This is a genomic window from Zoogloea sp. GDB6, assembly GCF_056724105.1.
Genome location: NZ_CM161497.1, coordinates 1,885,539 through 1,898,853, shown reverse-complemented (window position 1 = coordinate 1,898,853; position 13,315 = coordinate 1,885,539). Strand labels below are relative to the sequence as shown.

Genomic DNA, 13,315 nt, shown 5'->3' with positions numbered 1-13,315 from the left:
TTGCTTTTCAAGGATAACATTATGAGCCTCAAATTTTGCCTTCCTCGCGCGCTAGCGCGCTTTGCAAGCCTCGCGCTTACAGCTTCAGCCCTTGTCGGCAGCGGAATATCCCATGCCGATGACACCGATCTCGCCCGCAGCGTCGTCGCCAAGGCGGATGAAGTACGCTTCCCCCGTGACGGCTTCCAGGTCGTCATCGACATCAACTCCAATAGCCCAGGAGAACAGGCAGAAGAGCGGAAATACCGGATCCTGTCGAAGGGCAACGAAAACACGATCGTCCAGACCCTGGAGCCTGCCAGCGACAAAGGCCAGGCCATGCTGATGCGCGGACGCGATCTCTGGGTCTTCATGCCCAACGTTTCGCAACCGGTGCGACTATCGCTGGCCCAGCGCCTGACCGGTCAGGTTGCAAACGGGGACTTGGCTCGTGCCAACTTCGCCGGCGACTACGAGCCCAAGCTGCTGAGGACCGACACCATTGACGGGGAGAAGATGTACGTGTTCGAACTCACCGCCGTCGACCGGGGCGTCACGTATGCAAAAGTCTTGTACTGGGTACGCCAGGCCAACAACTGGCCCCATCGGGCGGAGTTCTACTCCCTGTCCGACCGCCTGCTGAAGGTCTGTCGCTACGAGAAGTTCCAGACCCTGGGCGGACGTGTGCGCCCCACCCAGCTGATCATGGAAGATGCACTCAAGAAGGGGGATGTCTCGGTGCTGCGCTACACGCAGATGGGACCAAAGGATCTGCCTGACCGGGTGTTCACCAAGCAATACATGGACAAGCTCAATCGAGTTGACTGAACTCAGGCCAGATTGTCGGACAGGCCCGACGGGTAGTCCGACAATCCATCCAGCACTTGCCCCACAGCCGTTTCCAGCGCATCCAGGGACAGCGGCTGTGGCGCCAACGCCCAACGGCGGAAGACACCGCCCACGCGGGCATCGACCCCCTCGCAGTCCACGCCAAGAAGCTCGACGCCAACCGGCACGCGCCGAGCCAGCCGTGCCAACAAGGTCTGCTCTTCAAACCCACTAAGGGCCAAGGGCAAGGCCTCCACGTCACTCCACCCCATCCTGCCGAAACCCGCAATGAAGCGAACTTTGAGCGGATCCAGCCGGTAGAACCGGAAATCCCCAAGCGCAAGATAATCCGCAGACTCGGGGCTGTAGCGAAGAAAGCGGCTACGTTCAGCCTCATCCAACTCCAACATTTCCAGCCGCCCGAGCAGGGTCATGCGCACCTGCCGGAGTGGCCCTCCCCCGCCATCCGCAACCAGCAGGCTGACTCGCGGATCGGATAGGACGTTGCGCGTATGCTCAGCCAGACCACTCAGCAGAAAGAGCGGACGACACTCCCCATCCAGAACATAGGGGAGCAGGGTCACATAGGGATAGCCCGGCTCGGCTACCGAGTGGGAACCGAGAGCCCCACTGCTGCACTGACGCAGTAGGCGCCGGGCCTCCCGGTAACCGATCTTCATGCTCAGGCCCGCTGGCGGCGCGCCTCGAACAGGCAGAGGCCGCTGGCGACGGACACGTTCAGGCTCTCGACGGTGCCGTACATCGGAATGCTCACCAGTTCATCACAGGTCTCGCGGGTCAGGCGTCGCAGGCCATCCCCTTCTGCGCCGAGAACCCAGGCGATGGAGCCCTTTTGGTCCACGGTATGAATGGTTTTTTCGGCCTCACCGGCCGCACCCAGCACCCAGACGCCGGCCTCCTGCATCTCCCTCAATGCACGCGCCAGATTGGTGACGGTGATGTAGGGCACCGTGTCGGCTGCGCCGCTGGCCACCTTCACGGCAGTGGCGTTAAGGCCGACAGCCTTGTCCTTCGGTGCGATGACCGCATGGGCGCCCGCGGCATCGGCAACCCGCAGACACGCACCGAGGTTGTGGGGATCCTGGATGCCATCGAGCACCAGCAGCAGCGCCGGCTCAGTGAGGCCATCGAGCACGTCGGGCAGCTTGAGCTCCTTGCGACGGGAGTCGATGCGGGCCACGACCCCCTGGTGCCGCCGGGTGCCCACCATCTTGTCGAGGCGCTCCCCTTCGGACGGGATGACCCGTGTGCCGAGTTGTTGGGCGTGGCGCAACAGATCCCGTGCTCTGGCGTCGTTACGCTGCGCATCGGTAAAGATTTCGAAGATGCCCTCGGGGTCATGGCGGAGCTTTGCCAGCACCGCATGAAAACCGTAGATGAGGCGGGAATTGGACTGATCAGACACGAACTTTCACTTTCTTCTTGGTGCCACCGGCAGCGTTCTTGCGCGGCTTGGCGGCCTTGGTCGTCTTGGCAGACTTGCTTACCTTGGTCTTGCGGGGCTTCGGCGGAGCGGACTCCGTCTTGCGGCTCCCGGCCTTTTTCTTGGGCGCGCCAGGAGCCGGCGGCTCCACAGGCGCGGGGGCAACATCCTTGACGACGCGCCGGCGCGGTGCAGCCGGAGCCTCCGCGGCGGCCCGCTCCCGTTCCTTCTCCGTCTTGCCGACCCTCTCGGTAACCCGCTGCGGCCCCTGGATCAGACGGAAGTCGATCTTGCTCGCCTCCATATTGACCCGCACCAACTGCACACGCACGCGGTCCGACAGCCGATACCGTTCGCCGGTCCGCTCTCCGACCAGCGCATGCTGCGCATCGTCAAAATGGAAGTAATCGCTCCCCAGGTCGGAAATATGTACCAGACCTTCGACAAAAACGTCATCGAGGGCAACGAAGAGGCCGAAAGGTACCACCGCCGAGACGCTACCGTCGAACTCCTCGCCGATGCGGTCCTGCATGTAGTAGCACTTGAGCCAGTTCTCAACGTCCCGGTCGGCTTCGTCCGCACGCCTTTCGGTCATCGAACAGTGCAGACCGATCTCGTCCCAGACACCGCCCTCCTGGGCCGGCGTGTATTGCTCGCCTGCCAGCACCGCCTTTATCGCCCGGTGAACAAGCAGATCAGGATAGCGGCGGATCGGCGACGTGAAGTGGGTGTAGGCCTCGTAGGCAAGGCCGAAGTGCCCCACATTGTCGGGGCTGTACACGGCCTGGCGCAGGGAGCGCAGCATCACCGTCTGCAATAGCTGCAGGTCCGGGCGGTCCTGGATCTTTTCGAGCAGCTTGGCGTAATCAGAGGCAAGGGGCTCCTCACCCCCACCCAGCTGCAGACCGAACTCGCCCAGGAATTCCCGCAGCTTGGCCAGCTTCTCCGGCGTCGGCCCTTCGTGCACCCGGTACAAGGCCGGATGCTCATGGGTGCTCAGGAATTCAGACGCACACACGTTAGCCGCCAGCATGCACTCCTCGATCAGGCGGTGCGCATCGTTGCGACTCTCCGGCACGATCTTCTCGATCTTGCCGTTGTCGTCGAAGATCATCCGGGTTTCCTGGGTCTCGAAGTCGATCGCACCACGCTTGGCCCGCGCCTTCAGCAGCACGCGGAACAATTTGTCCAGGTTCTGCAGATTGGGCAGCAACTCACCGACACTGTCGATCGCCGCCGGATCCTGCTCGTAAAGGGCAGCCGCGACCTGGTTGTAAGTCAGGCGCGCCTTCGAGAACATCACGGCCGGGTAAAAGCGGTACTGCTTGATCGCCCCGGTCTGGGAGATCGCCATGTCGCACACCATGCACAGGCGCTCCACCTGCGGATTGAGCGAACAAAGCCCGTTGGACAGCTTTTCCGGCAGCATCGGGATCACCCGTCGCGGGAAGTAGACCGAATTGCCGCGCTCGTAAGCCTCACCGTCCAGTGCGGAGCCCACCTTCACATAGTGGGACACATCGGCGATCGCCACCACGAGGCGGAAGCCACGACCCTGCTTTTCACAGTAAACCGCGTCGTCGAAGTCCCGCGCCGTCTCGCCGTCGATGGTCACCAAAGGCAGGGCCGTGAGGTCCTCCCTGCCCTTCCAGTCCATCTTGCGCACCTTGTCGGGCAGGCGCCGAGTCTGCTCCTTGGCCTCCTTGGAGAACTCGAAGGGCAGTTCGTGCTTACGCAGCGCAATCTCGATCTCCATCCCTGGATCAGCGTAGTTGCCAAGCACCTCAACCACCTGGCCGATCGGCTGCGCATAACGGGTCGGCTGCTCGATCAGCTCAACCACCACCACCTGCCCGGCCGTCACCTTCTTCTTGCCGCCGGGCGCCAGCAGCACTTCCTGCGCGATGCGCCGGTTCTCCGGCACCACCCGGGTCACACCGTGCTCGACCAGCACCCGACCGACGATGCGCGTATTGGCGCGCTCCAGCACCTCGACGATCTTGCCCTCGGGCCGTCCGCGCCGATCGACACCGGCCAGACGGACCATCACCCGGTCACCGTGCAGGACTTCCCGCATCTCGTTCGGGCTGAGGAAGACATCCGGCCCTTCCTCGTCGGTCACGACGAAACCGTAACCATCCGGATGCCCCTGCACGGTGCCGCGGATCAGATCGGCCTTGGACGGCAGCAGATAGTCGCCGCGCCGGTTGCGCATGACCTGCCCATCCCGCTCCATCGCAAACATGCGGCGCTCGAAGAACTCGAGTTCAACCGGCAGGATGTCCAACGCGGTAGCCAGATCCGGAAACGCCAGCGGAACGCCGTGCTCGGCGAGCGTCTGCATGATGAATTCCCGGCTCGGCAGCGGGAAGTCGTACTTCTCGCACTCGCGCTCGAAGAAAGGATCGCTGCGGCGCAGCTTGCTCAGTTTTTTTGTGTTTTTTGATTTAGATATTGACACGGATAATTTTTACTCTATAATTCTCGGCTCGTTGCCCAGATGGCGAAATTGGTAGACGCGCTAGTTTCAGGTACTAGTGCCGCGAGGCGTGGAGGTTCGAGTCCTCTTCTGGGCACCAAGATTACAAAAGCCGGTCCATGTGACTGGCTTTTTGTTTGTTTGTTCAACGCGCAATGCATTGGAACAGGCTGAAAGCGGGCTTGTCTCGTTTCTCACTGCAGGAAAGTTCTCTTGAATAGCTTGCATCGGGATCAACTTGTTCTATAATAGCGCTTTCGTTGCCCAGATGGCGAAATTGGTAGACGCGCTAGTTTCAGGTACTAGTGCCGCGAGGCGTGGAGGTTCGAGTCCTCTTCTGGGCACCAAAATTCAAAAAGCCGGTCGTTTGACCGGTTTTTAGTTTGCAGGATTCGTCGAAGTATCAATTTGACGAATACAAGCGGGGAAAGTTCAAAAAGAACTTGCAATAAAAAAAAACCTGCCTATAATGGCGGTCTTCGCTGCCCAGATGGCGAAATTGGTAGACGCGCTAGTTTCAGGTACTAGTGCCGCGAGGCGTGGAGGTTCGAGTCCTCTTCTGGGCACCAAAAATTCAAAAAGCCGGTCATTTGACCGGCTTTTTTGTTTTTCAGCTCGCCCCTTCCATCCATTGGCAAAGCAGCGCACACTGATATAGCCGACTGTCGCATACGCGCCGCACGGGAGAGCAATGATGAACAGGACTTCTGCCGAGCGCCAGGAGGGTATCTGGCGTCTCCTGTATCGCTACCTCTGGCCATTCCCCTACTTCCGGGACGTAAGTCGCGGCACGTTGCTCGAACGGCAACAGAACTATCGTTACAACCGGCGCATGGGCATTCACCACCTGCCCGGCTTTGTCGCAAAATGGGTGTGCCTGACGCTGTTCTTCTTTGTCCTCGGTGTCCTTTGTGAACAATTACTCGAAGTCGTCCTCCCCGCGGCCTGCTGCTATGTGACAGGAACCTGGACGCTGACCATCGTCGTGCAGCTCTTGGTTGCCTGGTTATGGCTATGGCGCTTTCCCGAATTGAGCCGATAAACCGCCCCGTCACGCAGCTGGCGCGGCCGGATGCATACAAGGTTCGATCACTTCACGCTGATATCCCTTTTTGGGTTGTGGAAATCCCACCATCAGAGTTAGGCTCTGCCGCCGCTGAAGAGTCCGTCATCGCTCGCGGCACGAGCTGCGGAGCCTGAACGGCTACACCGTAGAATCCAACCTGTCACAACAATGTCCGTCCGACATGAGCGCCGGACGCCGGGGAAGCATGGCAGACAATCCGCGTGGCAATGAAATGCTAGGCTGGCTCAGGAACCGGCACGCATCTGCCTCATACCTACTGCTCCTCGTCGTCTGCGTCGGTGGCATCCTCCTCTCGGTCCTCCTCGGCCGCCTGGATTCAGAGCGCCAGGCGAGCGATGCCCGCGCCAGGGCAACCGGCGAACTGGCCCGCATCAGCGCCATGCTCGAAGGGCAGGTCCGCAGTACCTTCGGAACGGCCGAAGGCATTTCGCACATACTGAGTATCGACGGCGACATTTCCGATGCGCATTTTTACGGCATGGCCAGGATGGCCATCGCGTCCGCGTCGCACATTCGCAGCATCGCCCTCGTTCCCGACGACGTGATCCAAAGGATCTATCCCCGGGCAAACAACGAGAAGGCCTTGGGAACAAACCTCAAAACGATTCCGGAACAATACGCCGCGATACAGCGTGCACGAAACAGCCGTCGCGCGCTGCTTGCCGGTCCCCTCAAGCTCATTCAGGGCGGAGTCGGGTTGATCTACCGGCAGCCCATCTTCACCCATCCCCTCCGCGGAGCACCTCGTTACTGGGGTACGATGTCGATCGTCACAGACTTGGAAAACCTCATCCGGGCCAGCGGAATCTCCAACGATGCCTCGCTTCGCCTGCTGCTGCGCGGCAAGGATGGCCTGGGTGGCGCCGGTGAGGTGATCTGGGGCGACACAGCCATTCTGACCGAACACCCCGTCAGCCTGACCGTGACGGTCCCCGGCGGCGTCTGGCAACTTTCTGCCATCCCGCGCAATGGTTGGCCCAGCCAGGCACCGGCTGAATCCCCTCTGTTCCTGATCTCGATCGCCAACACGGCCCTGGTGCTTTTTTTCATCGCCCAGTTGATGCGGCGCAACACCCTGATCAGGCAACGGAACCTCCGCCTGTCCCAAGAAATCGCCGAGCGCGAGGAGGCCGAATCCTCGCTTGCACAAAGCGAGGTCCGCTTCCGTACCTTGTTCGAGCACTCCCCTGACGCAACGTGGGTCATCGATGGCAGCGGTCGCTTCATCGAAAGCAACGACGCCGCACTGGCGCTTTTCGGCTTCTCCGACCACGCTCAGTTCCGGGGCATGACTCCGATTCAACTCTCTCCAGAACGGCAAGCCGATGGCAGCAGCTCTCCCGAAAAGGTGCGGGAGATCCTCGACATCACGCTCCGGGCTGGGCTGCACCGCTTCGAGTGGCTCCACCGCCGCAACGATGGGCATTGCTTCCCAGCGGAGGTGACGCTGTGCGTGATCCCGCTCAGCGACGGCCCCATGATCTACGCGGTGGCCCGGGATATTTCCGAGCGCAAGGCGACCGAGGAGGCGTTGGGTTTGCAGCAGGCCCTGCTGCAAACCGTTGTCGATCATGCGCCGTCATTGATCTACGTCTTCGACAAGGACGGCAATCTCCAGTGGTCGAACCGCTGTTTCGAAACGGTCATCGGCTCCGCACTGGACTCCCTGCGAGGCATGCCGCGGGAGCGGTTTCAGCCGGCCGACCTCGCTCGCCAGCAGCGCGCCAACGACCTGGCCGTGCTGGCGAGCGGCCAGGCCATGCGCTTCGAGGAACAACTGGACGATCACGGGCATCAACGTACCTACCTGACGACTAAGTGCCCGCTCCCTGGCGCCGATGGGCAGCCCCAGGCGATCCTGGCGATCTCCACGGACATCACGGAGATAAAGCAGACCACGGAGCAACTGCGCTTGGCCGGCGTTGTCATCGCCAATACTGCCGACGCGGTGATGATCACCGACGCCCAAAGCATCATTTTATCGGTCAACCGTGCGTTCACCGATATCACCGGCTACAGCGCCGAAGAGGCCATCGGCCAGACGCCCCGTCTGTTGCGCTCCGACCACCAACCGCCCGACTTCTATCGGGCCATGTGGGAGACCCTCCGCAACACAGGGGGCTGGCGCGGCGAAATCTGGAACCGACGCAAGAATGGCGCACTCTACCCCGAGTGGCTCACTATCAATGCAGTCAACGACGACGCCGGACATCATGTGAACTACGTCGCCGTCTTTTCCGATATCTCGGCGATCAAGCATTCCCAGGCCGAACTGGAGCGTTTGGCCCACTACGATCCGCTGACCGACCTTCCCAATCGGACCCTATTCCACCACCAGCTTCAGCACGACCTGGACCGCGCGCTCCGCTATGAGCGCCAGCTCGCCGTACTGATCCTGGATCTGGACGGCTTCAAGACCGTGAACGACAGCCTGGGCCACCCCGTGGGCGATTGTCTGCTGCAGCAGGCCGCAGAGCGCTTCAAGCGCTGCCTGCGGGTCGAGGATACCGTTTCCCGTCTTGGTGGCGATGAATTCGCGGTGATCCTCGGCGATCTCGGACAGGACACTGACGCCGTCGCCGTCGTCAAGAAGATCCTTCAGACCCTACAGGAACCCTTCGACCTGGACGGCCACGCCGCCCTAGTCACCGCCAGCATCGGAATCGCGATTGCACCCACCGATGGCCGCACGCCGGAAGAGCTGGTCCGCAATGCCGATACCGCCATGTACGGTGCCAAAGAAGGCGGCCGCAACAGTTACCGTTTCTACCAGACAGAGATGACCCGCCGGGCCCAGGATCGCCTGACCCGCGAACGGGCACTGCGACGGGCACTGGAGGAAAAGGAATTCGAACTCTGGTATCAGCCCAAGCTCGACCTGAAAAGCGGCCGCGTCAGCGGCGCAGAAGCCCTGCTGCGCTGGAGGGATCCCGAGCATGGCATGGTATCCCCGGCCGAGTTCATTCCACTGGCAGAACGCACCGCACTGATCATCCCGATCGGCGAACTGGTGCTCGACACCGTCTGTGCACAAATCCGGCAGTGGCGGGAGACCGGGCTGGAGACGGGCCGAATCGCCATCAACGTCGCCGCCCTGCAGATCGAACGCAGCGACTACGTGGATGCGCTGGCCTGTGCCCTGGCCCGCCATGGGCTACCTCCCGAGGTGCTTGAAGTGGAAGTCACCGAGAGCCTGATCATGGAAAATCCCGAGCATGCCCGTCAGGTGATCCATGCGATTCAGGATCTGGGAATCACGACCGCCGTCGATGATTTCGGCACCGGCTACTCCTCTCTCGCCTATCTGAAGGTACTACCGATCAATAACCTGAAGGTGGACCGCGCCTTCGTCTCCGATCTACCCCACGACGAAAATGACGCGGCGATCACCCGTGCCATCGTAGGCCTTGGCCAGACCCTGGGCTTCGAAATCACCGCAGAAGGCATCGAGACCGTCGAACAACTCGAGTTCCTGCGCAGCATCGGCTGCAACCACGGCCAGGGCTATCTGTTCGGCAAGCCCATGCCCTTCCCGGAATTCGAAGACTGGATCATCCGCGGCCAGCACGGTGGTGGCATTTAAGCAGCGGCCAACTCAAGGGCACCATGCGTCGCCAGCCAGCTAGGAAAACGCTCAGCTTCGATCGGCCTAGAAAACAAATAGCCCTGCCCTTCGTGGCAGCACATATTCTGCAGCACAGCCACCTCGGCCGACTTCTCAATCCCCTCGGCAACAATCTCCAGCGATAGGCTGTTTGCCAAGGCCACGATGGCCCGGGCGATCGACTCATTGACAGGGGTACTATCAATGTCACGCACAAAGGATTGGTCGATCTTCAGGCGATCGATAGGGAAGCGGCGCAGATAACTGAGGCTCGAAAAGCCGGTACCGAAATCGTCGATGGCCAGACGGACGCCGAGCGCCTTGATCTCATTGAGGGTGCGCAGCATCTCCTCGACGTCCTTCATCAACACGCTCTCGGTGAGCTCGAGTTCAAGCAGGCCGGGCTCGATGGCGCACTCGGAGAGCTGCGCCTTCAGGAAGCCCACAAAGCCCTTCTGGCGGAGCTGCAAGGCCGAAATGTTGACCGCCACCGGCAACGGTTCCACCCCCTGTGCCCGCCAGGCATTCAGTTGAGCCAGCGCCTGCCTGACCACCCATTCGCCAAGCTGAATGATGAGCCCGCTCTCCTCGGCCACAGGGATGAACTGCATCGGCGGAATCAACCCGCGTCGCGGATGATGCCAACGCACCAGCGCCTCCACCCCGCGAACCTTGCCGCTGGTCAGATCGACCTGGGGCTGGAAGAACAACACCAACTCATCCCGCTCGATGGCTTTGCGCAACTCGCTTTCAAGCGACATGCTGGCCGGATTGTAGGTATGCATCTCCGGCGAGTACGAACAGAAACCATTGCGGCCGGCTGACTTTGCCTCGTACATCGCCGCATCGGCCTTGCTCAGGATGTTATGGATCTGGTCATCGTCGCGCGGGTAGATCGCGCTACCGATACTGACCGTGGCCACCAGGGAATGGCCGAGCATCTCGATCGGCTCCTGCATCGACGCCACGATCCGGTCTGCCACCAGTTCGGCCTGCCCAGGGCTCGACAGGTTCTCCATCAACACCACGAATTCGTCTCCGGCCAGCCGGGCCACGGTATCCACCTGACGGGCGGATGCCTTCAACCGGGCCACGATGCGACGCAGAACCTCGTCACCGGCGCTATGGCCAAGGGAGTCGTTGATCTGCTTGAAGCGATCCACGTCGATGAACAACAGTGCCACCAGGCTACCCTTGCGATCAGCCTCCAGGCAGGCCTGCTCCAGACGGTCGGCCAGCAGCGCCCGGTTGGGAATTCCGGTCAGAGCATCGTAATGGGCCAGGTAATACAGCTCGGCCTGCTTGCGCTGGGTGATGGTGTTGAGCAGATCATGGCCATTGGCAACCCCCACATAGCGCCCCTGCCGACCGACGATGAACCCCGTCACCATGTGCTGCATGCCGGCATCGATGATCATCCGCGCCGCGTCCTCCACAGTGCAGCCTTCATCCACGATCAGCGGGGCCGTACTGTCGTACTGCTCATAGGCGAGCAAATCGACGATGCTGCGGCGGCCGAACAATTCCCTGATGTAAGGACGCCCGAAAAACTCGACGAAGGACTTGCGATCCAGCAGGGCCACCGGCCCCATCTGCCCATCCACGACAGGCAGCGCGTACAGGCCCGCATCCACGAAGAAGCGATCAAGCGCGCACTGGCATGACGCACTCTCAGACAAGGGCTCCATGGTGCGCAAAAGCTGGCGCACGGTCGTCGGCTGCTGCAACTGGCCGTTGAATACATACGCCGCACGGCGTGGCAAGAATGCGGAGGACGATGCAGTAAGGCTCATGAATTGCGAAGCCGTTCCGAAGGCACAACTCGCCATCCCCGGACAGCTCCACCAAGAATACGGAAACCCGGATACTGCGCATCAAATATTACAGAACGACGACAAACACGACGCCTGCAGCTACCAAGCCGAGGCGGAATTCATGCCATTCAGCTGAGAGGGCATTTCCGGAATATCCCGCCCATGACAGACGGTTGGATGAAGCGACGGCTTCAAATACAAAGGCCGCCCCCGGACAGGGAGCGGCCTCGTGAACCGGATTGGACGAACTTAGGACCGAAGCCTCAGAACTGCGCCTCATCCAGGGCCAGCGCGGCGGCAGCGCCATTCACCACCGCATAGGCAAGCCCCGGTGCCTGGGACAACACGTGGTCCGCGTAAAAACGCGCCGTCGTGATCTTGCCCTGATAGAACGCAGCATCACCCGCGCCTTCAGCAAGGCGACGGGCCGACACCAGCGCGGCGCGTGCCAGCTGCCAGCCTCCGGCCACGATGCCGAACAGCTTCAGGAAGGGAACGGAGCCCACCGACGCCGCCTTGATGTCATTGCCGAAGGTCGCCACGATGTAGTCCACGGCCTGCTCCACCGCACCGATACCCGCCGCGAGGGACTTGCGGATCGCCGCGAATTCTTCGCCGGAAGCTTCCGCCAGCTGGGCCTCGACCTTGCGCATCTCCGCTAGCACGCTCTTGGCCGTCAGGCCGCTCTCGCGGGCGATCTTGCGGCCGATCAGATCGTTGGCCTGGATCGCCGTCGTGCCTTCATAGATCGCCGTGATGCGTGCATCTCGGAAATGCTGGGCCGCCCCCGTTTCCTCGATGAAGCCCATGCCGCCGTGCACCTGTACACCGGTGGAGGTGATTTCGATTGCGCTCTCGGTGAGCCAACCCTTCACCACCGGAATCATCAGATCGACGAAAGCCTGGTTCTGGGCACGCACAGCCGCGTCGGCGTGATAGTGAGCATGGTCGGTCGCGGCACCGACCACATAGGCCAGCGCACGCTGGGCCTCGATCTGCGACTTCATGCTGAGCAGCATGCGACGTACGTCGGCGTGATGGATGATGCTCACCTTCGGACCGCCACGCACGCCTGCTTCGGTGCCCTGGATACGGTCCTTGGCGTAGGCCAGCGCCTGCTGGTAGGCACGTTCGGACAACGCCAGGCCTTCCATGCCGACGGCGAAGCGGGCCTCGTTCATCATCACGAACATGTACTCAAGGCCACGGTTGGCCTCGCCGACCAGCGTGCCGATGGCGCCGCCCTTGTCACCGAAGGCCAGCACCGCCGTCGGGCTGGCATGGATGCCGAGCTTGTGCTCGATGGACACACAGTGCACATCGTTGCGCTCGCCCGGTGTTCCGTCGGCATTCAGCAGGAACTTCGGCACGACGAACAGCGAGATGCCCTTCACCCCTTCCGGCGCGTCCGGCAAGCGGGCCAGCACCAGGTGGATGATGTTGTCGGTCATGTCGTGCTCACCGTAGGTGATGAAGATCTTCTGACCGAAAATCTTGTAGGTGCCATCGCCCTGCGGTACCGCGCGGGTACGCACCGCGGCGAGGTCGGAGCCGGCCTGGGGCTCCGTGAGATTCATGGTGCCAGTCCATTCGCCGCTCACCATCTTGGGCAAAAAGGCCGCCTTCTGCTCGCCGGTCCCGCACAGCTTGATCGCCTCGATGGCCCCAGTGGTCAGCATCGGGCACAGGGAGAAGGCCATATTGGCCGACTTCCACATCTCCATCACCGCCGTTGAAATCAGTTTCGGCAGCCCCTGGCCGCCGAACTCGGGCTCGCAGGCCAGCGCCGTCCAACCGGACTCTGCAAACTGCGTGTAGGCGTCCTTCCAGCCCGCAGCGGTACGCACCTCTCCGTTGTCCCAACGGGCGCCTTCCTGGTCCCCACTCCAGTTGAGCGGCGCCAGCACGCCACTGGCAAACTTGTTGGCTTCCTCGAGGATCGCATCCACCACGTCGGCAGTCGCCTCCTCACAGCCCGGCAGGGCCGACACGGCGTCGAGGCCGGCCAGTTCCTTCATGACGAATTGCATGTCACGGATCGGTGCGTTGTAGCTGCTCATCGTTCTTTTCTCCACACGGT

General features: G+C 61.6%; 9 protein-coding genes and 3 tRNA genes. 7 read left to right on the top strand and 5 right to left on the bottom strand.

The window, feature by feature from the left end; translation table 11 throughout:
* The first annotated feature begins 21 nt into the window (after positions 1 to 21).
* On the top strand, positions 22 to 807 hold the full coding sequence (locus AC1PQG_RS08590) for an outer membrane lipoprotein-sorting protein (protein ID WP_481122171.1): 786 nt from the start codon (positions 22 to 24) through the stop codon (positions 805 to 807).
* A 2-nt stretch (positions 808 to 809) separates the two neighbouring features.
* On the opposite strand, the gene AC1PQG_RS08585 is transcribed toward AC1PQG_RS08590, so the two are convergent.
* Genes AC1PQG_RS08585 through rnr form a run of 3 tightly spaced genes read right to left on the bottom strand, consistent with a single transcriptional unit; the run spans position 810 to position 4,595 of the window.
* Positions 810 to 1,487, bottom strand: a complete 678-nt coding sequence (locus tag AC1PQG_RS08585) for a HugZ family pyridoxamine 5'-phosphate oxidase (protein WP_481122170.1) — start codon at positions 1,485 to 1,487, stop codon at positions 810 to 812.
* A 2-nt stretch (positions 1,488 to 1,489) separates the two neighbouring features.
* Positions 1,490 to 2,233, bottom strand: coding sequence for a 23S rRNA (guanosine(2251)-2'-O)-methyltransferase RlmB (rlmB, locus tag AC1PQG_RS08580; RefSeq protein ID WP_481122169.1), 744 nt, complete (start codon positions 2,231 to 2,233; stop codon positions 1,490 to 1,492).
* The gene (rnr, locus tag AC1PQG_RS08575; protein WP_481122168.1) at positions 2,226 to 4,595 is read right to left on the bottom strand and encodes a ribonuclease R; all 2,370 of its coding nucleotides are present in this window, start codon (positions 4,593 to 4,595) and stop codon (positions 2,226 to 2,228) included. The genes rlmB and rnr overlap by 8 nt, the downstream gene beginning before the upstream one ends.
* Before the next feature lie 150 nt (positions 4,596 to 4,745).
* Here rnr and AC1PQG_RS08570 point away from each other — a divergent pair.
* The 5 genes from AC1PQG_RS08570 (at position 4,746) to AC1PQG_RS08550 (ending at position 9,400) form a co-directional block, all read left to right on the top strand.
* Positions 4,746 to 4,830, top strand: a tRNA-Leu gene (locus tag AC1PQG_RS08570).
* A 162-nt stretch (positions 4,831 to 4,992) separates the two neighbouring features.
* Positions 4,993 to 5,077 (top strand) — tRNA-Leu (locus AC1PQG_RS08565).
* 137 nt (positions 5,078 to 5,214) lie between these two features.
* Positions 5,215 to 5,299, top strand: a tRNA-Leu gene (locus AC1PQG_RS08560).
* A gap of 122 nt (positions 5,300 to 5,421) precedes the next feature.
* Positions 5,422 to 5,772 (top strand): hypothetical protein, encoded by a 351-nt coding sequence (locus AC1PQG_RS08555; protein WP_481122167.1) that lies wholly within the window; start codon positions 5,422 to 5,424, stop codon positions 5,770 to 5,772.
* A gap of 205 nt (positions 5,773 to 5,977) precedes the next feature.
* Entirely contained in the window at positions 5,978 to 9,400 is a 3,423-nt protein-coding gene (locus AC1PQG_RS08550) for a bifunctional diguanylate cyclase/phosphodiesterase (protein ID WP_481122166.1), read from the top strand.
* Here the strand turns inward: AC1PQG_RS08550 and AC1PQG_RS08545 are convergent.
* Positions 9,397 to 11,109, bottom strand: a complete 1,713-nt coding sequence (locus tag AC1PQG_RS08545; protein WP_481122165.1) for a putative bifunctional diguanylate cyclase/phosphodiesterase — start codon at positions 11,107 to 11,109, stop codon at positions 9,397 to 9,399. The genes AC1PQG_RS08550 and AC1PQG_RS08545 overlap by 4 nt on opposite strands.
* Here AC1PQG_RS08545 and AC1PQG_RS08540 point away from each other — a divergent pair.
* Positions 11,108 to 11,371 carry a hypothetical protein gene (locus AC1PQG_RS08540; RefSeq protein WP_481122164.1) on the top strand — a complete coding sequence of 88 codons (264 nt, stop codon included), beginning with the start codon at positions 11,108 to 11,110 and terminating at the stop codon, positions 11,369 to 11,371. The two genes, AC1PQG_RS08545 and AC1PQG_RS08540, sit on opposite strands and share 2 nt — an antisense overlap.
* 127 nt (positions 11,372 to 11,498) lie before the next feature.
* Here the strand turns inward: AC1PQG_RS08540 and AC1PQG_RS08535 are convergent, their stop codons facing one another.
* Positions 11,499 to 13,295, bottom strand: a complete 1,797-nt coding sequence (locus tag AC1PQG_RS08535; protein ID WP_481122163.1) for an acyl-CoA dehydrogenase — start codon at positions 13,293 to 13,295, stop codon at positions 11,499 to 11,501.
* Positions 13,296 to 13,315: the final 20 nt, after the last annotated feature.

Bases quoted from the DNA above. Each gene is read 5' to 3' on its own strand.
- AC1PQG_RS08590 (WP_481122171.1), top strand. From the start codon at position 22: ATGAGCCTCAAATTTTGCCTTCCTCGCGCGCTAGCGCGCTTTGCAAGC.
- AC1PQG_RS08585 (WP_481122170.1), bottom strand. From the start codon at position 1,487: ATGAAGATCGGTTACCGGGAGGCCCGGCGCCTACTGCGTCAGTGCAGC.
- rnr (WP_481122168.1), bottom strand. From the start codon at position 4,595: ATGCAGACGCTCGCCGAGCACGGCGTTCCGCTGGCGTTTCCGGATCTG.
- AC1PQG_RS08555 (WP_481122167.1), top strand. From the start codon at position 5,422: ATGATGAACAGGACTTCTGCCGAGCGCCAGGAGGGTATCTGGCGTCTC.
- AC1PQG_RS08550 (WP_481122166.1), top strand. From the start codon at position 5,978: ATGAGCGCCGGACGCCGGGGAAGCATGGCAGACAATCCGCGTGGCAAT.
- AC1PQG_RS08540 (WP_481122164.1), top strand. From the start codon at position 11,108: ATGGTGCGCAAAAGCTGGCGCACGGTCGTCGGCTGCTGCAACTGGCCG.
- AC1PQG_RS08545 (WP_481122165.1), bottom strand. From the start codon at position 11,109: ATGGAGCCCTTGTCTGAGAGTGCGTCATGCCAGTGCGCGCTTGATCGC.
- AC1PQG_RS08535 (WP_481122163.1), bottom strand. From the start codon at position 13,295: ATGAGCAGCTACAACGCACCGATCCGTGACATGCAATTCGTCATGAAG.